We start from the raw sequence: 19,546 nt of genomic DNA on the forward strand, positions 1-19,546 counted from the left end.
TATTGCGCGGTGGAGTGAGCTCTTGTCGACCAGGATGTCAACCATGAAGCTCTTCTCTCACCTGAGAATTACAAAGAATACCCCACCATTACCCCAAAAGTTGGCCAAAAGTCACGTACCAAATCCGTTTCGGTAGCTCCATCGCGATACACTCTGTTGAAGTAGGTCCATGACGGAGAATAGCCGCCGTATACTTCCATGTAGAAGTGAGACCCATAGTTGCGACGGTAGCCAATATTCAGGGTGAACTGATGGTAATTGATGTTGTCTTCTACAATGAAGGAGGCATCGTCCTGACTCACTCGGTTGTGATTTTTAAAGGTGTAACCCGCCGAGAAGAAACCTCCACGTTTGGCCATAAATCCTTTGCGTCGATTTAAGTAGAGCTTTCCTCTAGAGAAGAATTCCCATCCCATTCCTGTGCCATTGTAGGTTTCGTCAAAACGCCTGTGCCCAACGAACGAATATGCGTAGCCCAAGTTCCAAAAGGTTGGCCCAACGCCTACCTCTACAGCCCAGTTTTTATCAAAATTGTACTGCACAAAAACAGGGGCACCACCAGCGAGAATTTCGGTAGGAAGTAAAGCGACCGACCAACGTGGAAACTCCTCTTCCTCTTCTTCTTGAAGATCAGGTAATCCGCTTTGGCGGGTTTCAGAATTTGAGGAAGACTTATCCGAGCGGATGGTCAATTGCGCCATAGAGGGAACAGACAGACCAAGAATGGCCAGAGAGAGAAAGAGATATTTCATTTTGAGAAAGCGTGAAAAATGTGCGTCGCGGCCAAAAGTAGTTACAATTTCAAATATTCTTCTATTTTTGTCGCCTCGCCTCTCTCCTGTATTTCACATAGTGTTATATGACGCGCTATAATTGAGAGGTTTAACATTTAAACTCTCTCATGAAGAAAATTCTTTCGCTTCTCTCTGTTTCATTGCTTACCACATTTTGTTTTGCTCAAGTGCCTTCAGGTTTCAATACAAACTTGGAATGGAGTGACATTCACGAGATTGATGGAGAACAGACCATTGCGGGCGTCGATTCACAATACATCTATGCTTTTGCTGTAAACAACGGTGAAGGTTGGGATAGAAGAAAGTGGTTCTTCACTAAGTACGACGTTGAAACGTTCGAGCAAGTATGGCACATCGAGACACGTCCACTTGAATGGGGCGATGCCGAACTCGGGTTCGAGGAAGTTCGAATTATCAACGGAGAGTTTTTCGTTTTCTACAACGCATTCGACAAGTATAAAGACCGCATGTCATTGCTTGGTCAGCATATCACTGCCGACGGCGACATGGGCCGACTTTCTCAACTCGAATACTATACAACGGACGACGCCACTGAAGGCAAATTTCAAATTGAATGGAATGAAGACGGTGATGAATTTGTCGTAGTTGCCATTCCACAGTTCATAAGAGACGAACAAGCGAAGTTTAGAATCGTCTCATATGACCTTGCGTTCCAAAAGAAATGGGACAACCAGATTACGGTACGAACTCACCACGAGAACTTTCAGGTTATCGACTACGCTCTCCACAAGGATGGCAACCTCTACGTTTTGGCTTACGACCTGCCCGATCTAGATCGCGGTGAAGAAGACGTAGAAGGAAAGTCAAATCAGCACTATGCCATCTACAAGATAAATGAGAATACTACGAATGAACTCGAGGGGCTAGACCTCGAATTAGACGACTACTTCGTATCGAGCCCTTGGATTCACCTAGATGATCACAACATGCATGTTGGCGGGGTCGCTTCCATGGAATATTTCGATGAGGCAGATCTCACTTTCTTCATGACTATTGACTATGAAGGATTTGCAGTTGAAAGCGCCTCTTTTGATGAGATCCCTGAGCAGATCAAGGATCGCATGACTACTCGCTACGACATCTTTGATCGGTACGGCCGCCCGTTCAAAGTGATTCACTTTAGAAGAATCGATGACGGAGGAGCTATCCTAGTACAACAGTGCAGATATGAAGAGGTAGATTATGTAGTTACCGGCACTGTGATGGGAGTACCAGTATCCTACCGTAAAGTAATCACCAACCATTACGAAGATTACCTGATCGAAAGAATCGACTCAAATGGTCAACTTGTGTGGATGACTCACCTTCCATTGAACCAAGTTTTCGTTGAAAGCGACCTCTTCATGGGTGACCTTCTCGTAGTGAACAACGACAAATTCCATCTCATTTTCAATGATGATAAAGACAACATTGAGGAATGGGGTGAAGAAGATCCGTCAATCGACACGTATCAAGATTGGAGCATCCGCAGAGGAAACGTGGTAATGGTAACCATGGACACAAACGGAAACGTTTGGTACGAAGCTCTCACAAAAACCAAGGATGAAGAAGACGATACGTACTTCCTTCCCTCCGCAGGATTCTCTAAGCATCACGGCGAAGCTATAATCTTTAGTGCCGACGATGAAGATGTAAAAGTTGGTCGCCTGACCATTTCAGAATAAGTAACCTCACAATGCCTTTGGGCATTAACAATTGAAATTCAATTCGCTAACTAAATTCAAATTCAATGCGTAACATTTCTACACTCCTAGTGGTAGCTTGCCTAGCACTTTCATTCTCAGCTACGGCGCAACGTCGCGGTGGTGGCTCTTTCGACGTGCAGTTCAACATTGCGCCCGTTGCATTTGCAAACTATAGCTTCTATGCTGGCTATAACTTCGAAAAGGACATGACTGTTGGTACCGTTCTCGGTTACCAGAACCTTTCTATTTCTTCAACTACTAGCTCAGAAGAAGTTTCATACTCAGGCTTCTACATCGCTCCAGAATTCCGTTTCTATTTTGATCCTTCAAGAGAAGGAAACGATGGATGGTACGCAGGTGGTTACTTGAAGTTCCGTTCATACGGTACTACAGGTGAGCCTTATGGCGGACTTGATCCAGACGGAAACTTCGTTGAGTACGACCAGTCTAACAATGGCCTCGCACTCGGTATTCTCTCTGGTCGCATGTGGACAACCCGTTTCGGTCTTACTTTCGGAACTTGGGCTGGTCTCGGTTACTACCTCTTCGACGTTGAGTCGACTTCAGTAGAACTTCAAGAGCAAGATATCACTACCACACTTCCTGCCTTGGACTTCCGTCTAGGTGTGAATGTTGGTTACAGATTCTAATCTGATTTATAGACATTTATTAAAGCCGTCCTTCGGGGCGGCTTTTTTTATGCCGTGAATTTCAGAAGATGCGCAGGCTGAATTAACTTCAGTAATTCTCCAACTTACCTTAACTTTCATCTTCAAGAAAAAAATCAAGACATGAATATTGCAGTTCTACTTCACGGTTCTGGCGTATACGATGGAACCGAAATTCACGAAGCAGTGCTAACCCTTCTAGCTATTGAAGAAGCTGGACACACGTATGCCTGTATCGCTCCGAACATCAATCAGCACCATGTGGTGAATCACTTGAATGGAGAAGAAATGCAAGAGACACGCAACGTGCTCGTGGAGTCTGCCAGAATCGCACGCGGTGAGGTAAAGGACGTATCCGACATCCATATTGAAGATTACGATGCACTTCTAATGCCTGGCGGATTTGGCACCGCGAAGAACTTTACAAAATGGGCTTTTGAGGGGCCAGATGGAGAAATTGTGGAATCCATTAAAAACCTGGTGCTCGGATTCGTTTCTGCCAGCAAACCAATTGGAGCCCTATGCATGAGTCCGACTACCGTGGCAAAAGCGCTCCAAGGAAGCGAGTTCAGTGCTACGCTCACGGTTGGATCTACGGAGGCAGCTTCTCCTTACGACATCGGAGCAATTAGCCAAGGTGTGAATAGCACAGGAGCGCATGCGGAAATGCGCACGGTGAATGAGATTGCCGTGGATGAAAAGCTCAAAATAGTCACTGCCCCGTGCTACATGATGGAAGCCAGCATCACCGAGGTTCGAAACAACATCAAGGAAGCAGTTAATACCGTAATCGACTTGGCCTCAGCCTAATATAATACGTTGAATATCCGTACTTTTGCAACGCTTATTCTCTGCGGAGAGCAAGCGTTTTTTCGTTAAATCCACTATTTTGAAGAAGACCGTTCTCATGATTCTCGACGGTTGGGGAATCGCTAAAGACCCTTCCGTTTCAGCCATCGATAAGGCCTCAACTCCATTCATCGATAGCCTCTACCAGAAGTACCCCAACAACCAAATTGAGGCGAGCGCCCTCGACGTAGGTCTCCCTGAAGGTCAGATGGGTAATTCCGAAGTAGGCCACATGAACCTTGGCGCCGGACGTGTGGTGTACCAAGACTTGGTGAGAATCAATCGCGAAGTAGACAACGGTGGATTGGCGAAAAATCCGGAACTCGTAAAGGCCTTCGAATATGCCGAAGAGAAACAAAGCAAAGTTCACTTCATTGGACTTGTAAGCGACGGCGGGGTGCATAGCCACCTCAAACACCTCAAAGGCCTACTTTCTGCAGCGAGCAACCGAGGCCTACACCGCGTTTACGTTCACGCATTTATGGATGGTAGAGATACTGATCCGAAAGGTGGAGTGAACTACATCAAGGATCTCGAGAACCACATGGCTAAAACCACGGGGCACATCGCTTCCATTGTAGGTAGATACTTCGCTATGGACCGCGATAACCGCTGGGAACGTGTAAAGAAAGCCTACGACCTACTCGTAAAAGGCGAAGGTGAATCATACGCCATGCCTGTGAAAGCTCTCGAAGAGAGTTACGCGAACGGCGTTACCGATGAGTTTATCGAACCGGTTTGTATCACTAGATCAGGACAACCCGTAGCAACAATTGGACCGAACGATGTTGTCATCTGTTTCAACTTTAGAACAGACCGCGGCCGTGAAATCAGCATGGCACTAACCCAAAAGGCGTTTCCAGAATACAACATGGAGCCAGTAGATATCTACTATGCGACCATGGCGAGGTATGACGATACCTTTAAGAACGTTCACGTACTCTACGAAAAGGACAACCTGACGGAGACCCTTGGCGAGGTTCTTAGCGCGGCTGGTAAAAAACAAATCAGAATAGCGGAAACAGAAAAGTACCCACATGTAACCTTCTTCTTCTCGGGCGGAAGAGAGAAAGAGTTTGAAGGTGAAAAGCGTCTACTATGTCCATCTCCGAAGGTAGCTACGTACGACCTTCAACCCGAAATGAGTGCGGGTGATATTCGAGATGCGATTGTTCCAGAACTGGAAAACTCAACTGCAGACTTCGTGTGTTTGAACTTTGCCAATCCGGATATGGTTGGACATACAGGAAGCATGGAAGCTGCTATTAAAGCGTGCGAAACCGTAGATGCTTGCGCAAAAGATGTTGTTGAAGCAGGTTTGAAAAGTGACTATACTTTTATCATCTTAGCAGATCATGGAAATGCGGATTGCATGATTAATCCTGACGGTTCGCCGAATACGGCGCATACCACTCAACCGGTTCCGGTATTCCTCGTTAGCAATGAGGTGGACGGAATTAAGTTGAAGTCGGGAAGACTCGGAGACATAGCCCCAACTCTATTGGATTGTATGGGGATCTCCAAGCCAGATGCAATGACGGGAGAAAGCCTACTAATACGATGATTCCAAACTCATTACTCATAGCCGTTGATTTCGACGGAACTGTTGTTGAAGATGCTTACCCAGAAATAGGGAAGCCGAAGCTTTTCGCTTTTGAAACATTGAAGCAGCTTCAAAAAGATGGCCACAGATTGATTTTGTGGACCTATAGAAACGGGCGATATGCTGACAAGGCTGCCGAGTTCTGTAAAGAGAATGGCGTGGAATTCTACGCCGTAAATGCGAGCTTCCCAGGAGAAGATCGAATGGATAGAAATGTGCCGAGAAAGATTAATGCTGACATCTTTATCGACGATAGAAATGTAGGTGGCTTTCCAGGATGGGGAGAGGTTTATCAAATGATTTCCAAACAACCCATGGAAATGGCCGAGGCACACAAAAAAAGAAGAAAGAAGGGCTTTTTTGGCCGTAGATGATTGACGACGAATGATTCATTACAAGTCGAGAGAAGAAATTGAACTAATGCGCGAGAGCGCACAAATCGTGTCGAAAACACTCGGCATGGTAGCACGTGAAATCAAGCCTGGGGTAACTCCACTTCACCTTGATAAACTTGCTGAAGAATTTATCAGAGACCACGGAGCTGAACCCGGCTTTTTGGGAATGTATGATTTCCCGAACACGCTTTGCATGAGCCGCAACAATGTTGTAGTTCACGGCTACCCCGATGACAAACCCTTGGAAGATGGCGACATCATATCTGTAGACTGCGGAGCACTGAAGAACGGTTTCTATGGAGACCATGCCTACACGTTCCAGGTAGGTGAAGTTGCCCCAGAGGTGAAGAAACTTCTTCAAGTCACCTTAGAGTCTCTCTACCTCGGCATCGCGCAGATGCACGCAGGGAAGCGCCTTGGAGATATCGGTCACGCCGTACAAGCGCACGCCGAGTCTAACGGCTACGGTGTAGTCCGCGACCTTGTAGGACACGGTATCGGGAGAACCATGCACGAGGATCCTCAAGTTCCTAATTACGGCAAGCAAGGAAGAGGAAAGAAATTGCAGGAAGGGCTTGTACTCGCCATCGAACCTATGATCAACATGGGTACGCATCGCGTGGCATACTTGCCAGACAATTGGACTATTGTAACAGGCGACCGCAAGCACTCTGCACACTTCGAACACGACGTGGCCATTGTAGATGGTAAACCGGACGTTCTTTCTACCTTCAACTATGTTTTCGAGGCACTCGGCTTGCCAGAAGAAGACTTTTCAGTTCCAGCGAAAATATGATCAAGTTTGCCTTGAAATATATCCCTCGGCCGATGCTCATTCGGTTGAGTTATATCGTACAGTTCTTTGCTCCAGTCATTTATGGAGGTTCGAAATTCACTGACCCGATTGACGGCAAAAGCTACCGCAAGTTCCTTCCATACGGGTACGGTGGAAATATCCGCGAAAACGCTCTTTCACCTGGGACCAACTCCCTGGAGAGACACCGTTTAATGTGGCTCTATTTGAAACGTGATTCCGATTTCTTTACGAAGAATCACAAGGTGCTGCACATCGCTCCAGAACAGTGTTTTTACGGCCGATTCCGCAAAATGGATAACCTAGATTATTCCACGGCAGACTTGAATAGTCCGATTGCAGATTACAGTTTCGACATCCACGAAATTCCCTTTGAGGATAATAGCTATGACGTTGTGTTCTGCAACCACGTCTTAGAACACGTAACCGACGATCAGCAGTGCATGCGTGAATTGTGCCGTGTTCTAAAACCAGGCGGACTTGCCATTGCTCAAGTTCCTTGGATTCCTGAACAAGAGGTGACCGTAGAAGATCCTACCATTACTGATCCGAAGGAGCGCGAAAGGCTATTCGGCCAATACGACCACGTTCGGAAGTATGGTAAAGACTATCAGGATCGCTTGGAAAAAGCCGGCTTCAAGGTTACGCGTGTCGATTACAGCGAGGAATTGAGTGAAGAGGAATTCGAACGCTACCGTCTTCCAAAGGGAGAGCCGCTGTTCGTTTGTACCAAGTAAGTTATTCCACACCTAAGCGAGACAGACCGGCCTTCGCCTTCTGCTGCGTTCCCTCATACCAAGGATAATTCTCAAACTCGAGAACGCTCTGGTAATGTCGGATGGAAGCATTTGCATTGATATCCTCTAAGATAAAAGCGAGTTGTAATTCGGCATTAACGCGTTCAAACGTCAAGGGTGTGGTCTGAATCCTTGCAGCTTGTTGAAACGATTGCACAGCCAGGCTCAATTGTCCCAATTCCTGAAATACTCGACCGCGACGGTAGTGAAATTCGATGAGCTCTGCATAGGAGTATTTGTGGGCGTCGGTAGACGGAACGTACTCCAGAGCTTTCACCATGTCGCCCGCATCAAAAGCCAACCTGGCGCGAATAAGAGTGAGGTTGTAATCACCCGACTCCATTTCACGAAGTGCTTGCTTATCGGCTCCTACAAAGTCATTTCCTTCTTCGAGTACCTTTTGCTTGTACGACTCTGCCAAGGCATTTGCCCCTTTTAGTCTGTAGTACCAATTGAGGTACCTAAACGTAGACTTGAGATAATTTACGCCTTTCGTAGTTCGCACATAGCGTTCTAAGACCAAGTTGGCGTCGTCATCTCCTCGGGCCAGCTTCGCTCGTCCGAGCAAGTAATCCAAATATGGGAAGTTGTATCTGTTCGGAATTGCCTGAACCGCTTCAATCATTTCGATGATTTCGTTGTTCTTACCTCGAGCTTGAAGCAGTTTCACTTCCAGAAATGCGAGCAAGGCGTTCTCTTTTGGATTCACCCCATATGCTGTAAGAGACTCGATTTTACCAGGCTGGAGTGCATTCATCACGTACACATAGATGAAGACATGCTTAGCTCGTAGATGTGCGTACTCGGATTTGCTACTCGCATCGATAGCTCTATCGAGGTAACGAAAACCGCGCTCTAAATCACCAGAAAACCCCAGAAATGCCGCGAATGACTTGTAGCTATCTGGAATGGAACCTAGGGCAACATTAAGCACACCGATACCGGCATACATAGGCTTATGGGTAGGAAACTTCTCTTGGCCATCTTCGAGGTGATTTATTCCATCGAGACCATAACCCGCTGCGCTCCATTTATGATTGAACTTGGCTTCGATAGAGGCCATTTCCAAATTCATTTCGCCTAAGTAGAGGTGATAATCGGGACTATCCTGATCGCCGTTATCCTCAACGGACTCGATCAAGTCTTCCATGCGACTGCGATCTTTGTCAAAGGCCGCTTCGTCTTCATCCACAAAATGCTTGAGGAATGAAATCTGAAACCTCAGATAAGGAACTCGCCAATCATTGGTGTTGGAGAGTGTTCGAATGTGAGCTTGAGCAGAGCTGAAGTTCAGTTTGAAGATCTCTTCTATTGCTGAATTGAAGGTTTGATCGGTTTGAACCTGAGCACGCGAAGTACCAGAGATCCCGAGGAACAGGGCGAGAATGATGGCGATTTGGCGCATAAAAAAAGGGCTCAAATTGAGCCCTTGAAGTTACTAAGATGAAGTGTCTTATTTAGCTTTCGCCAAGATATCTTCGATCATTTTACCCATGCGTTCCTCTTCCTCGCGTGCGAGTTCAGGGTCTACAAGGATACGACCACTGTGTTCATCAGTGATGATTTTCTTACGCTGTGCAATCTCAAGCTGACGCTGCGGTGGGATAACGAAGAATGAACCTGCAGAGGCACCACGCTCGATAGAAACAACCGCTAGACGGTTGAGAGCTTTCTCGCGAATACGACGGTAACCAGTGTAGAGGCGCTCTTCGATGCCTTTACCGAGCTCTTCTGACTTCTTCAGAAGAATTTCTTCTTCTTTTTCGGTCTCGCTCATGATGCTCTTGAGTTCGCCTTGCTTGAATTCAAGGTGACTCTTGCGTTCAGCTAGCTTATCTGCTGCTGTTTTCTTTACTTCCTTCTTGTTGGCAATTTTCGCTTCAAATTCCTTGATGCGCTTGTTGCTCAACTCGATTTCCAACTCTTGGAACTCGACTTCCTTAGAGATAGCATCGAACTCGCGGTTGTTGCGAACGTTCTTCTGCTGCTCTTCGTACTTCTTGATCTTTTCGGTGGCGTTCTTGATAACGATTTTGCGGTCTTTGATCTCGTCTTCCAAGTCTTTGATCTCGTTAGAAACCTTTTCAACTCTTGTCTCGAGACCAGCAATTTCGTCCTCTAGATCTTCCACTTCCAATGGCAATTCTCCGCGAAGGTTGCGGATCTCATCAATTCTGCGATCGATGATTTGAAGATCGTACAATGCGCGAAGCTTGTCTTCGACCGTCATTTCTTTCGTCTTTGCCATAGAACTTATAGATATAAAATGGGGTTCGTTTTGACTGCCGTCTTGAAGGTGGCAAAAGTAGGGAATTTTTCACGAATAGCATCGTACAATAGCTCAATCGTAAATTGCTCGGACTCAAAGTGTCCGATATCGGCGATTACAATGCGGTCATCCGCATCAAAAAACTGATGATACTTGAAGTCGCCCGTAACAAAAACATCCGCTTTTTGTCGGATGGCATCATTTAGCAAAAAGCTACCCGAACCTCCGCAAATAGCGATGTTCTTTACCTTTTCGCCAATCGGTTTCGTATATCGCACTACTCCACCGACCTTTTCTTTGAGATATTTCAGAAACTCTAGAGTGGTCATTTCACTCTCCAACTCTCCAATCATGCCCGAGCCTGTTTCGGCTCGAGAATTTTCAAGAGAAATGAGATCATAGGCCACTTCTTCATACGGATGTGACGCAAATAGTGCGTTCAGCACTTTGGATTGTCGGTCGAACGGATACAACACTTCCAATCTGAACTCTTCTTCTTCGTGACGTTGACCGGGAACGCCTACGAATGGATCAGAACCTTCGCCTCCCCTGAAGGTACCCGTACCGTCGTTTCGGAATGAACATTCATCGTATGTGCCAATATTACCGGCTCCAGCGGCAAACAGGGCACTCATCACCTCATCAATATGAGATTTAGGAACGAAGGTGACTAACTTTCGAATCCAGCCTTTTTTGGGACTTAGAATCCGTGTATTCTGAAGTCCTAACACCTCGGCCAGCTTTGCGTTTACGCCAGTATCTACATTATCAAGATTTGTGTGGATGGCATAGAGCGCCACCCCTTTGACAATGGCCAACATTACGGTTCGCTCAATGTAATTCTTGCCATTGAGGCGTTTCAATCCGCTGAAAATGATGGGATGATGAGAAACGACGAGGTTTGCTCCTTTGGCGACTGCTTCTTCGATGACGGCTTCTGTGGCGTCGAGGCTTACAACTACGCCGGTGCATTCGTCGTTGGCATTACCAACAAGCAATCCGCTGTTGTCATACGATTCTTGATAGGCATTTGGGGCGATGCCTTCGAGGTGTGAAATGATATCCGCGATTCTCATGTAGCGAATATAGCTTTTGTGGAAAAGAAAAAGCCCCTCTTCATTTCTGAAGAAGGGCTTAGATATGAGAACTTGGGTTTGGCGATTACTCGCTGTCTTCCATGTCTTTCTTCAACTTCGCTAGTGCGTCAAGGTCACCAAGAGTGGTCTTCTCAACAGATTGAGCAGCCTTCTTAGCTGGACGTCCTTTGCTTGCACCTGCGTCATCAGCTGGTACGTCTTCAGCACCACCTGCAACTTCTTTGTGAAGTTGAGTGTGAGATACTACGATACGACGAGCATCTTTGCTGAATTCGATCACTTTGAAGTCAAGTGTTTCACCCGCTTTGATAGAAGAACCGTCTTCTTTCGCAGTGTGGCGACCTGGGCAGAATCCTTCTACACCGAAAGTCTCGAACATTACGTTGGCTCCTTTATCGAATACGTCAACAACTTTTCCTTCGTGTACGCTACCTACAGTGAATACTGCAGAGTAGTTATCCCAAGGGTTTTCTTGAACTTGCTTGTGACCAAGGCTCAAGCGACGGTTTTCAACGTCAACTTCGAGAACTTTAACCTCAAGCTCAGCACCGATGCTAGTAAACTCGCTAGGGTGCTTGATTTTCTTAGTCCAAGAAAGGTCTGAGATGTGAATCAAACCGTCGATACCTTCTTCTAGCTCAACAAATACACCGAAGTTGGTGAAGTTGCGAACCACGCCTTTGTGCTGGCTTCCTGAAGGGTACTTAGTTTGGATATCAGCCCATGGATCTGGAGTAAGTTGCTTCATGCCGAGTGACATCTTACGATCCTCGCGGTCGAGGGTAAGGATGATCGCTTCAACTTCGTCGCCAACCTTCACGAAATCTTGAGCGCTGCGGAGGTGAGTACTCCAGCTCATTTCAGATACGTGGATAAGGCCTTCAACGCCTGGCTGAACTTCTACGAATGCACCGTAGTCAGCGAGAACAACAACTTTTCCTTTAACCTTGTCACCAACATTGAGTTCCTCAGATAGAGCATCCCAAGGGTGTGCCTCAAGCTGCTTGATACCCAATTGGATACGTGTCTTGGCTTCGTCGAAGTCCAAGATAACAACGTTGAGTTTCTGGTCGAGTTCAACCACTTCAGATGGGTGGTTGATGCGGCTCCAAGAAAGGTCGGTAATGTGTACCAATCCGTCAACACCACCAAGGTCGATGAACACACCGTAAGAAGTGATGTTCTTAACGATACCTTCGAGAACCTGACCTTTCTCAAGCTGAGAAATGATCTTACGCTTCTGCTCTTCAAGGTCAGCTTCGATAAGCGCCTTGTGAGAAACAACCACGTTTTTGAACTCTTGGTTGATCTTAACGATCTTGAATTCCATAGTCTTGTCAACGTACGCATCGTAGTCACGGATAGGCTTCACATCGATTTGTGAACCTGGCAAGAATGCTTCCAATCCGAATACGTCTACGATCATACCACCCTTCGTGCGGCACTTCACGTAACCATTAACAACTTCTTCATTGTCGTAAGCTTCGTTCACACGATCCCAAGCCTTGATAGAACGGGCTTTGCGGTGTGAAAGAACGAGCTGTCCGTACTTGTCTTCCTGCTTGTCAACGAGCACTTCAACATCATCACCTACTTTGAGGTCTGGGTTGTAGCGGAACTCATTGAGAGAAACAACACCTTCAGACTTCGACGCGATGTCGATGATAGCGTCACGATCAGTGATGTTAACCACTTTACCGTTTACTACTTGGTGCTCAACTGAAGAACCAAGGGTGTCTTCGTACATCTGAGCGAGCTCATCGTACTGTGCACCTTTCTTGATTGTTCCGCTTTCGTAAGCGTCCCAGTCGAATTCTGTTTCTTGTTCTGGAGTAAGGTCTACTTCCTCTTCAGATTCTTCATCCTCCTCAACTTCTTCAGCTTTCGGAGCTGCTTTCTTCTTTGGAGCAGACTTTTTAGGAGCGGCTTTCTCAGCCTTCGGAGCTTCCTCCTTTACCTCTTCTGTAGTTTCTTCGGTTGCAACTGCTTCCTCAGCAACTACTGTTTCTTCTGCCTTTTCAGCTTTCGCTTCAGCGGCTTTTTTGTTTTCTTCTGCCATGCGGCCTAAGAGCTTTTTGTATCTCGGGTTGACAAGCATTCAGGAAAAACACCGGGAGACGTTTTACATGTATTTGAAAATCACCTATTTCCCCGCTTGTCTGCGTCCTTAGGAAAAAGGGCTGCAAATATACGGGGTATTTATTTGATAAACAATAGGGTTAGAAGGGGTGGACTAATGGACTGTTGGATTGTTCCGACTGAAGGGAGGAATCCCGAGAGGCGCAGCCGATTCGGGAGAGGGTTGGACTGAAGGAGGGTTAGAGGGTTAGAGGGTTAGACCGTTAGACGGGGTTACCAATCTCAGCTAGGCATCTCGAAAGGCTCAGCCTACCCAGGAGTCTGTTGTTCCGACTAACAGGAGGAATCCCGAGAGGCGAAGCCGATTCGGGAGAGGGTTGGACTGTAGGAGGGTTAGAGGGTTAGACCGTTAGACAGTTAGACAGAGTTGTCGATTACACTGAGGAATTCTGTGAGGCATAGCCGACGCGGGAGACTGCAGAGCTACTGGTTTCAATGAGGGAATGTCGTAGACTGGTCTGCTAGATATCAAATCGGGATTCAATACTTGTTGTGCCGTGAATTCTAAATATTGCGCGGGAGACCCATTGAAACAATGCTCAACAAGCATCATAATCGTTACATTTGACCGAATAAAGCTCTTCTCATGAAAATCTCTTTGCTACTCATCGCTGCATTCAGCAGTTATTTCAGTTTCAGCCAAAACACAATTACCAAAACCCTAAGTGTAGATACAATCTATTTCAGTCTTGATTTAACTGATGTTGAAGCATTAAACAAACTCTCACCCTACTCTCGCAACAGAGATAGTTTAACTGCCTACCATGCTTCCGTTGGTCGCGATCCTTTGAACAATGGTTGTCGGAGTATCGTAAAAGCAGAAGGCACGTTCAAAGTTAAAGCTGACGGATCGGAAACCTTATTTATGGTAGACACATTGGTTTATCCCGACCCGATTTATTCACACAAATTTGGGACGTCCTTCCTAAACCTAGACAGAGATGGCATTCGCTACTTCGTGGAACCCGGCTTGTATGGTGACACACTTTGGAGTGCCTCACTGGATTCATTAGAATTTCCTAGTGACCTAAACCTCAATAGTGATTACTACCCGGTTTACACCACATTATCCGACATTGAGTCATCATTAGAACGGCAAGGGTTCAGCTTAAGATTTGATATGCTTTGCTTCACAACCAATCGGCTCATTATGCCCATATATAGTCTCGAATGGTATTCAGAACAAGCTATCGAAAAACAAGAATTTACCTACGTAACCATTCAAGCGTGGAAAGGTCATCGTCGATGGACGTATCGAATAGTGTTCATGTAGGACTTTCTAGAAGCGACATAAAAAGTAGAACATCCCATCTGAATAACATAGCAGCACTCACCTAGAATTCCTTAGTGTGTATGTTGGCCTCAAGTGGTCGGCAACTGGTGGCCAGATGTCCTGGTCAGCGATCTTTTTTCGTGGGGTCTGCTAGCCCCACCCCGTTCTCAAGCTACGATTCCCCCAGGCATTAATCGGAAAGTAAACGTTTACAAACGCTTAGTTTTCAACAGACAAGACTTTCGAAAGATTGAAGTTGGTTGTTTGGACCGTTGGACTTTAGGAGGGTTAGAGGGTTGGACTTTCAGATGGTCGGACTTACGGACTTTGGGAATGTTCCGACTGAAAGGAGGAATCCCGAGAGGCGAAGCCGATTCGGGAGAGGGTTGGACTGTAGGAGGGTTAGAGGGTTAGACCGTTAGACCGTTAGACCGTTAGACTTATTTACCGACGACATTAAGGCTTCTCGTGAGGCTTAGTCAACGCATGGGAAGGATAGACCAACCAGCCTTCAACCTACCTTCGGGCCCACAGCTCTACCCTTTCCGCCGATAGGCGGATCCTTTTCGCCGGCAGGCGAATCCTTTCCGCTGGCAAGCGGATCCTTTCCGCCGCAGGCGTATCCTTTCCGCCGTCAGGCGAATCCTTTCCGCTGGCAAGCGGATCCTTTCCGCCGCAGGCGCCCCCCTTGCTTTTCCCCACCCTTTTCCCGAACTTCACCCTGCTACTCGAGCTGGCACTACCTCAACTCATCATGAAAACTTCAATTTTGAGTACTGCTTTCGCAGTGTGCCTCTCCCTTTCCCTTTCCGCCCAGATTTCCGGTCCGCCCTCTGGCGGTAACCAACACGCCGAAACTACCCAATGGATGGGGCCAGTTTCCGTAAAAGTCCATTATTCAAGTCCCGATGTCAAAGGCCCAAACGGACAAGATAGACGCGGCCATATATGGGGAGAACTCATTCCGTATGGATTGAATAACCTCGGCTTTGGAGCCAGTTCCGAAGAGTCCCCTTCGCCCTGGAGAGCCGGAGCAAACGAAAACACCACCGTCACTCTTTCACACGACGTAATGGTCGAAGGTCAACCCCTCGCAGCCGGCACGTATGGCCTGCACATGATTGTGGAAGAAGAAGGACCCTGGACCGTCATCTTCTCGCACCGCAGCGAGGATTGGGGCAGTTTCTTTTACGACCCACAATACGATGCCCTTCGTGTAGAAGTAACTCCCAAAGAACACGAGTACACCGAATGGCTCAATTTCACCTTTACTGACCGCCAACTCACCAGCTGCGTGATGGAGCTTCAATGGGAGGATATTGCCGTGCCCATTTCTTTCGAGGCTCCCAATGTGATGGAGTTGTACGCCGCAACCATCGAAGGTGAGCTTCATAATCAACAAGGATTCACTGCCCAAAACTGGGCGCAGGGAGCACTGTTCCTCGCAAACAACAATATGGATCTCGAAAAAGCCGAAGAGTGGGCCGATTATGCGTTGAACGCTCCGTTCATCGGACAAAGAAATGCCACTACCCTTCGCGCAAAAGCACGTGTGCTCATGGCGAACGAAAAGACGGATGAGGCCAAATCGCTCTTCCTCGAATCAGTTACACACCCAACAGGAAGTGTGTTCCAAAACCACGGACTCGGACGCCAAATGATTCCATTGGATGCAGAATTCGCACTGGAAATTTTCAAGGCCAATGCTGATACCTACCCAGACCAGTGGCCCGTGAACGTAGGACTCATGCGCGGCTATTCCGCCATGGGCGAATTCGAAAAGGCCATAGAATACGGTGAAAAAGCATTGGAAAATGTGCCTGAAGGCGACAACCTTAACGGCCCCGCCCTTGAAGCCAACTTGGAGAAATTGAGGAAGGGGGAGGACATTAATTAGATTCAATGCCCCGGCGAGAGTCGGGGCACTTTTGAACCAACCGTTATCCGGAATGTTTTTACTGTGTTGACAACCATGTTTTTAGTACTTTCGTACTACTCGTTAAGCACAACTACAGAATCATGAAGAAACTTCTACTCCTAGGCCTTAGCCTCATTTCATTCGCAAGCTTCGCACAGAAAGAAGTGTACATGCGAATCATTCACCAGCTGGATGGTCAGACTTACCAAAACGGCACCACAGTGACTACTTCTGAAGGAGATGATTTGACCCTCAGCAGAATGCAGTATTACGTTTCTGGAATTAAGCTTTACCACGATGGTGGACAAATGCTCGATCTTGATTCAGTATACCTCCTTGTTGATGCCGCTACAACTTCAGAATACGACTTCGGAAGTCTGCCCATCACCACACTTGATTCAATGAAATTTGCCATCGGCGTGGATCAAGCTTCCAATCACTTGGACCCGGCTCAGTACGCCTTCAATCATCCTCTCGCTCCAAAAACTCCAAGTATGCACTGGGGCTGGGCTGCTGGATATAGATTCGTTTGTGCTGAAGGAATGACCGGCTCCAATATGTCCGACGCCATGGAGATTCACGCCCTAGGTAACGTGAATTACTTCGAACAAACCATTGTCACTTCCGGAACTGATGTTTTCGGCTCACTCGTGATTCAATTGGATGCTGAATATTTGAACTCATTCAACAACATCGACATGAGCGGTGGCCTTATCTCTCACGGAGAAACCGGTGCATCAATCACATATCTCGAGAATTTTAGAGATAATGTATTCACCGAATCTACTCAGTCTGTAGATCCAGTTTCTGTTGAAGAGAACACCCCTGCTAGTTTCACTTTGAGCCCGAATCCCGCTAACCTGAATAATGTTTATGCTGAGTTCGGTACAGCTACTTCGGGAACAATCCGTGTTCTTGACCTCACCGGTCGCGAAGTATTCCGTCGTGAGCTGAACAACGATTCAAGAGTGAAAATCGACCTACAGCGCACTGGCGTTTACCTCGTAGAGCTTCGTTCAAGCAATAAGGTGAACACTCAAAGATTGGTAGTTAATCAATAACATGACGTCCTCTAACTTTTTAGTCGCCGCTCTGCTCGGAGGAGCGCTGTTGGCTACATCATGTAGTCCAGATGAGCCTACAAATACAGGTGTTCAGCACGACACCACTCCTTTCGTACTCGATACGAAGGATGTGTCGCCACCGAACATTGCTCCCGACAATCAATTGACCGTGCAAACGGTGAAGTTGGGTAGGATGCTGTTCTACGACACAAAGCTCAGCAGAGACAATTCCATGAGCTGCGCAACTTGTCACGTTCAGGCTAATGGTTTCTCAGATACAGCCAAATTCTCTATCGGTATTAATGGCTTTCCAGGGAAGCGCCAGGCCATGGTTGCATTCAACATGGCCTACAACACCAATGAGTTCTTTTGGGATGGCCGAGCGCACTTGCTAAGAGACCAAGCAGTTCTTCCTATTCAAGATTCATTGGAGATGGACCACAACATCGACGCACTGGTTCAAATCTTGGGAGACGATTCAGAATATAGCGATCAGTTCATTCGCGCCTTTGGGTCCAGCGAAGTGACAGAAGAGAGAATCGGACTCGCCTTAGAGCAGTTTATGAATTCCATCGTTTCGGTAAATTCTAAGTACGACCAATACCTAAGAGGCGAGGTTACGCTTACGCCATCTGAGGAGCGTGGCCGTCGACTCTACTTTTCTGAATTCAACCCTGCTTTCCCAGATTCTTCGGGAGCCGACTGCGCCCATTGCCACGGAGGGATGAATTTCGAGAACGATCGATACATGAATAACGGTCTCGATTCTGACGCTGACTTTGTTGACTACGGCCGTGAACTTGCCACTGGTAATTCTAACGATAGAGGCAAATTCAAAGTGACCACCCTTCGAAATATCGAACTCACTCCACCGTACATGCACGATGGACGTTTCGAAACACTTGAAGAAGTCGTGGAGCACTACAACACAGGACTAAAAGCTTCAGCAACCATTGACCCTGCCCTCCTCTACCCTCTTAATGCGGGTGGATTGCAGCTCGATAATCAAGATGTACAAGATTTGGTGGCGTTCTTGAAAACGCTGACCGACTACGACATGGTGAATAACCCTGACTATGCCAGTCCGTTCTAAGAAATACAAGCTTCACTTAAAGGCGGCTTCGGCTGCCTTTCTTTTTCTGGTACTGATTGCTTCGTGTTCCCATGAAGAGCCAGCACCGGAGAAGGCCTATTATCTTCGTGTTCCAGACCACTTCCCCGCTATGGAATTTCCGGAAGACAATGCCTTCACTATCGATCGGTGGGAACTAGGCAGACAACTCTTCTTCGATCCCATCCTGAGCAGAGACAGCTCCATTAGCTGCGGTAGTTGTCACAAAGCGGAATTCGCACTTTCGGACAATGTGGATATTAGTCCCGGTGTGGAAGGCCGAATCGGATTTAGAAATTCACCCGGCCTCTTTAACGTGGGGTATTACCCTCGTATGATGCGAGAGGGCGGCGTGCCCACCCTAGAAATGCAGGTGCTCGTTCCTATTCAGGAGCATGCCGAAATGGATTTCAATATTGTGGATGCAGCTAGTCGTCTCGCCAATAGTGAAGATTACGTTCGAAAGAGTCAACGCGCCTATCAGCGAAATCCAGATCCGTTTGTCATAACCCGCGCCATTGCAACTTACGAGCGAACGATGATTTCAGGAGGAAGTCGGTATGATAAGTACCTCCAAGGCCAAACCTCGGCATTGAGCGCATCAGAAAAACGAGGAATGGAACTGTTTTTCTCCAACCGAACGGATTGCTCCTCTTGCCACAGCGGCATATTCTTTACCAACAACGACTACGAAAACAATGGTCTTTACGAAGCATACACCGATGAGGGCCGTATGCGCTTGACCAATGATTCAGCCGACTTGGGACGTTTTCGAGTGGCCACACTCCGCAATGTTGAAGTAACTGGTCCATACATGCACAACGGGAGCCTGCCCTCTCTAGAATCAGTTATTGAGCATTACAATAGCGGCGGAGAAAACCACCCAAATAAAAGCGCATTGATACGCCCTTTGGCATTGTCAGCTTCTGAAAAAGCAGATCTCATCGACTTTCTTCGCTCGCTTACCGACCACGAGTTTATCGCCGACGAACGTTTTCAGCCATAAAAAAATCCCGCAAACACATTGCTGTGCTGCGGGATTCTGAAAT

Annotated in this window: 17 protein-coding genes; 12 read left to right on the forward strand and 5 right to left on the reverse strand. The window is 47.1% G+C overall.

Annotation, left to right across the window (positions count from 1 at the left end):
• Window positions 1-68: 68 nt before the first annotated feature.
• A complete protein-coding gene (locus F8C67_RS11010; RefSeq protein WP_151667903.1) occupies window positions 69-752 on the reverse strand; it encodes a hypothetical protein in 684 nt (227 codons plus the stop codon).
• 149 nt (window positions 753-901) lie between these two features.
• On the opposite strand from F8C67_RS11010, the gene F8C67_RS11015 reads away from it, so the two are divergent.
• From F8C67_RS11015 to F8C67_RS11045, 7 genes are all read left to right on the forward strand, one after another.
• Window positions 902-2,479: a hypothetical protein gene (locus F8C67_RS11015; RefSeq protein ID WP_151667904.1), complete on the forward strand. Its 1,578-nt coding sequence runs from the start codon at window positions 902-904 to the stop codon at window positions 2,477-2,479.
• Window positions 2,480-2,544: 65 nt separating this feature from the next.
• Complete coding sequence (locus F8C67_RS11020) at window positions 2,545-3,150, forward strand: DUF3575 domain-containing protein (RefSeq protein ID WP_151667905.1); 606 nt, start codon at window positions 2,545-2,547, stop codon at window positions 3,148-3,150.
• Window positions 3,151-3,291: 141 nt separating this feature from the next.
• Window positions 3,292-3,978, forward strand: a complete 687-nt coding sequence (elbB, locus tag F8C67_RS11025; RefSeq protein WP_151667906.1) for an isoprenoid biosynthesis glyoxalase ElbB — start codon at window positions 3,292-3,294, stop codon at window positions 3,976-3,978.
• A gap of 76 nt (window positions 3,979-4,054) precedes the next feature.
• A complete protein-coding gene (gene gpmI / locus F8C67_RS11030) occupies window positions 4,055-5,581 on the forward strand; it encodes a 2,3-bisphosphoglycerate-independent phosphoglycerate mutase (RefSeq protein ID WP_151667980.1) in 1,527 nt (508 codons plus the stop codon).
• A complete protein-coding gene (locus F8C67_RS11035; protein ID WP_151667907.1) occupies window positions 5,578-5,994 on the forward strand; it encodes a BT0820 family HAD-type phosphatase in 417 nt (138 codons plus the stop codon). The genes gpmI and F8C67_RS11035 overlap by 4 nt, the downstream gene beginning before the upstream one ends.
• Window positions 5,995-6,004: 10 nt before the next feature.
• The gene (map, locus tag F8C67_RS11040) at window positions 6,005-6,811 is read left to right on the forward strand and encodes a type I methionyl aminopeptidase (RefSeq protein ID WP_151667908.1); all 807 of its coding nucleotides are present in this window, start codon (window positions 6,005-6,007) and stop codon (window positions 6,809-6,811) included.
• A gap of 32 nt (window positions 6,812-6,843) precedes the next feature.
• Entirely contained in the window at window positions 6,844-7,566 is a 723-nt protein-coding gene (locus F8C67_RS11045) for a class I SAM-dependent methyltransferase (protein WP_223277555.1), read from the forward strand.
• Window position 7,567: 1 nt separating this feature from the next.
• Here the strand turns inward: F8C67_RS11045 and F8C67_RS11050 are convergent, their stop codons facing one another.
• The 4 genes from F8C67_RS11050 to rpsA all read right to left on the reverse strand — a co-directional run bounded on the left by F8C67_RS11050 (window position 7,568) and on the right by rpsA (window position 13,051).
• The gene (locus tag F8C67_RS11050; protein WP_151667910.1) at window positions 7,568-9,031 is read right to left on the reverse strand and encodes a tetratricopeptide repeat protein; all 1,464 of its coding nucleotides are present in this window, start codon (window positions 9,029-9,031) and stop codon (window positions 7,568-7,570) included.
• A 48-nt stretch (window positions 9,032-9,079) separates the two neighbouring features.
• On the reverse strand, window positions 9,080-9,874 hold the full coding sequence (locus tag F8C67_RS11055; protein ID WP_151667911.1) for a zinc ribbon domain-containing protein: 795 nt from the start codon (window positions 9,872-9,874) through the stop codon (window positions 9,080-9,082).
• A 5-nt stretch (window positions 9,875-9,879) separates the two neighbouring features.
• A complete protein-coding gene (locus tag F8C67_RS11060) occupies window positions 9,880-10,971 on the reverse strand; it encodes a Nif3-like dinuclear metal center hexameric protein (RefSeq protein WP_151667912.1) in 1,092 nt (363 codons plus the stop codon).
• 85 nt (window positions 10,972-11,056) lie between these two features.
• Entirely contained in the window at window positions 11,057-13,051 is a 1,995-nt protein-coding gene (rpsA, locus tag F8C67_RS11065; RefSeq protein ID WP_151667913.1) for a 30S ribosomal protein S1, read from the reverse strand.
• A gap of 666 nt (window positions 13,052-13,717) precedes the next feature.
• Here rpsA and F8C67_RS11070 point away from each other — a divergent pair.
• The 5 genes from F8C67_RS11070 to F8C67_RS11090 all read left to right on the forward strand — a co-directional run bounded on the left by F8C67_RS11070 (window position 13,718) and on the right by F8C67_RS11090 (window position 19,503).
• On the forward strand, window positions 13,718-14,404 hold the full coding sequence (locus F8C67_RS11070; protein WP_151667914.1) for a hypothetical protein: 687 nt from the start codon (window positions 13,718-13,720) through the stop codon (window positions 14,402-14,404).
• A gap of 754 nt (window positions 14,405-15,158) precedes the next feature.
• Window positions 15,159-16,301: a DUF2911 domain-containing protein gene (locus F8C67_RS11075; protein ID WP_151667915.1), complete on the forward strand. Its 1,143-nt coding sequence runs from the start codon at window positions 15,159-15,161 to the stop codon at window positions 16,299-16,301.
• Between the two features lie 122 nt (window positions 16,302-16,423).
• Window positions 16,424-17,383: an MbnP family protein gene (locus F8C67_RS11080; RefSeq protein ID WP_151667916.1), complete on the forward strand. Its 960-nt coding sequence runs from the start codon at window positions 16,424-16,426 to the stop codon at window positions 17,381-17,383.
• Window position 17,384: 1 nt separating this feature from the next.
• A complete protein-coding gene (locus tag F8C67_RS11085) occupies window positions 17,385-18,479 on the forward strand; it encodes a cytochrome-c peroxidase (protein WP_151667917.1) in 1,095 nt (364 codons plus the stop codon).
• Window positions 18,463-19,503: a cytochrome-c peroxidase gene (locus F8C67_RS11090; RefSeq protein ID WP_151667918.1), complete on the forward strand. Its 1,041-nt coding sequence runs from the start codon at window positions 18,463-18,465 to the stop codon at window positions 19,501-19,503. The genes F8C67_RS11085 and F8C67_RS11090 overlap by 17 nt, the downstream gene beginning before the upstream one ends.
• Window positions 19,504-19,546 lie beyond the last annotated feature (43 nt).

The sequence above is a fragment of the Phaeocystidibacter luteus genome, assembly GCF_008933115.1.
Lineage (GTDB): Bacteria > Bacteroidota > Bacteroidia > Flavobacteriales > Schleiferiaceae > Phaeocystidibacter > Phaeocystidibacter luteus.

Coding starts and splice junctions, on each gene's coding strand:
- F8C67_RS11010 (WP_151667903.1), bottom strand. CDS start 752: ATGAAATATCTCTTTCTCTCTCTGGCCATTCTTGGTCTGTCTGTTCCC.
- F8C67_RS11015 (WP_151667904.1), top strand. CDS start 902: ATGAAGAAAATTCTTTCGCTTCTCTCTGTTTCATTGCTTACCACATTT.
- F8C67_RS11020 (WP_151667905.1), top strand. CDS start 2,545: ATGCGTAACATTTCTACACTCCTAGTGGTAGCTTGCCTAGCACTTTCA.
- elbB (WP_151667906.1), top strand. CDS start 3,292: ATGAATATTGCAGTTCTACTTCACGGTTCTGGCGTATACGATGGAACC.
- F8C67_RS11035 (WP_151667907.1), top strand. CDS start 5,578: ATGATTCCAAACTCATTACTCATAGCCGTTGATTTCGACGGAACTGTT.
- map (WP_151667908.1), top strand. CDS start 6,005: ATGATTCATTACAAGTCGAGAGAAGAAATTGAACTAATGCGCGAGAGC.
- F8C67_RS11045 (WP_223277555.1), top strand. CDS start 6,844: ATGCTCATTCGGTTGAGTTATATCGTACAGTTCTTTGCTCCAGTCATT.
- F8C67_RS11050 (WP_151667910.1), bottom strand. CDS start 9,031: ATGCGCCAAATCGCCATCATTCTCGCCCTGTTCCTCGGGATCTCTGGT.
- F8C67_RS11055 (WP_151667911.1), bottom strand. CDS start 9,874: ATGGCAAAGACGAAAGAAATGACGGTCGAAGACAAGCTTCGCGCATTG.
- F8C67_RS11060 (WP_151667912.1), bottom strand. CDS start 10,971: ATGAGAATCGCGGATATCATTTCACACCTCGAAGGCATCGCCCCAAAT.
- rpsA (WP_151667913.1), bottom strand. CDS start 13,051: ATGGCAGAAGAAAACAAAAAAGCCGCTGAAGCGAAAGCTGAAAAGGCA.
- F8C67_RS11070 (WP_151667914.1), top strand. CDS start 13,718: ATGAAAATCTCTTTGCTACTCATCGCTGCATTCAGCAGTTATTTCAGT.
- F8C67_RS11075 (WP_151667915.1), top strand. CDS start 15,159: ATGAAAACTTCAATTTTGAGTACTGCTTTCGCAGTGTGCCTCTCCCTT.
- F8C67_RS11080 (WP_151667916.1), top strand. CDS start 16,424: ATGAAGAAACTTCTACTCCTAGGCCTTAGCCTCATTTCATTCGCAAGC.
- F8C67_RS11085 (WP_151667917.1), top strand. CDS start 17,385: ATGACGTCCTCTAACTTTTTAGTCGCCGCTCTGCTCGGAGGAGCGCTG.
- F8C67_RS11090 (WP_151667918.1), top strand. CDS start 18,463: ATGCCAGTCCGTTCTAAGAAATACAAGCTTCACTTAAAGGCGGCTTCG.